This is a genomic window from Hyphomonas sp., from assembly GCF_036964145.1.
Lineage (GTDB): Bacteria > Pseudomonadota > Alphaproteobacteria > Caulobacterales > Hyphomonadaceae > Hyphomonas.
Genome location: NZ_JBALUC010000012.1, coordinates 1 through 1,216 on the forward strand (window position 1 = coordinate 1; position 1,216 = coordinate 1,216).

At 54.3% G+C, this 1,216-nt stretch carries 1 protein-coding gene; it reads left to right on the forward strand.

All coding sequences use genetic code 11. The features are described from left to right. The first annotated feature begins 105 nt into the window (after positions 1–105). Complete coding sequence (locus tag V7660_RS17155) at positions 106–1,206, forward strand: IS630 family transposase (RefSeq protein WP_335604272.1); 1,101 nt, start codon at positions 106–108, stop codon at positions 1,204–1,206. The last annotated feature ends 10 nt before the right edge of the window (positions 1,207–1,216 follow it).

Sequence of the window (1,216 nt, forward strand, 5' to 3'; positions counted from 1 at the left end):
CTTCCGCGACAAGGTGTCAGACAACTTCCGCGTCATAAACCATGAGAATTTTCGGATTTTGGCGTAAGAGTGGTATATACTCCGAGTCACTGAACACCCGAATATTTGGTTGACGTTGTCGTTGCGATGGATTCTGTTTCAACCATGATTCGCCCTAACTTTTTATCTGTCGAAGACCGGCTTGAGCTTGAGCGCTGTTTGCGCCGTCACCGCGAAGAGTACGGGATCGCGCGGCGTGCGAATGCTATCCTGCTGTTGGACGATGGTAAGTCTTGCCAAGAGATCGCAAAGTTTCTGTATCTGGACGACGACAGCATCCGAGGTTGGTACAAGACGTATCAGCGCGATGGATGGGAGGCCCTTGCTGTTGATGCCTGGAAAGGTGGCCAGTCTCGCATGACACAGGCCCAGGAGGCCGCGCTGTGCGACTGGTTGGAAGAGCGCTTCTGCCGATCAACGGCTGAAATCAGAGCTCACATCGCAGCTGAATTTGGCCTGACATATTCCCATTCCGGCTGCATCAGGATTATGGCCCGTCTGGGCTTTGAATACCGCAAACCCAAGCCCTTGCCCCGGGTGGCATCGGCGGAAAAGCAGGCCGAATTCATCGCGTTGTACGAGCGTATGATGAATGCACTGGACGCGGATGAGGCAGTCTATTTTGCGGACGCGGTGCACCCGGAATACCAAACCAAACCCGCGTTTGGCTGGGTCAAAGCCGGAACAAATCCTGCGGTTAAATCTACGGCTGGGCGGGGCCGGGTCAATATCCATGGGGCCCTGAACCTCGAAACCTTCGACGCGCCCTTTGTCGAACCCACAACAGTTGATGGGGTCAGCGCCGCCCAACTTCTCGTCAAGATAGAGGCCAACAACCCCGATAAACGCGTCATCCATGTCATCTGGGATAACGCCGCCTACCACAGAGGGCCTGATGTCAGGGACTTCCTTGCAAGGCCAGAGTGCCGGATCCACCTCATCCAGCTGCCGCCATATTGCCCGCACCTTAACCCCATTGAGCGTCTGTGGGCGGTCATGCACCAGTGTGTCACCTACAATCGCTACTACCCGACACAAAAGCAGTTCGCACAAGCGATCCTCGCATTCTTTCGCGAAACCATTCCGAAAGAATGGAAAAACTTCCGCGACAAGGTGTCAGACAACTTCCGCGTCATAAACCATGAGAATTTTCGGATTTTGGCGTAAGAGTGGTATA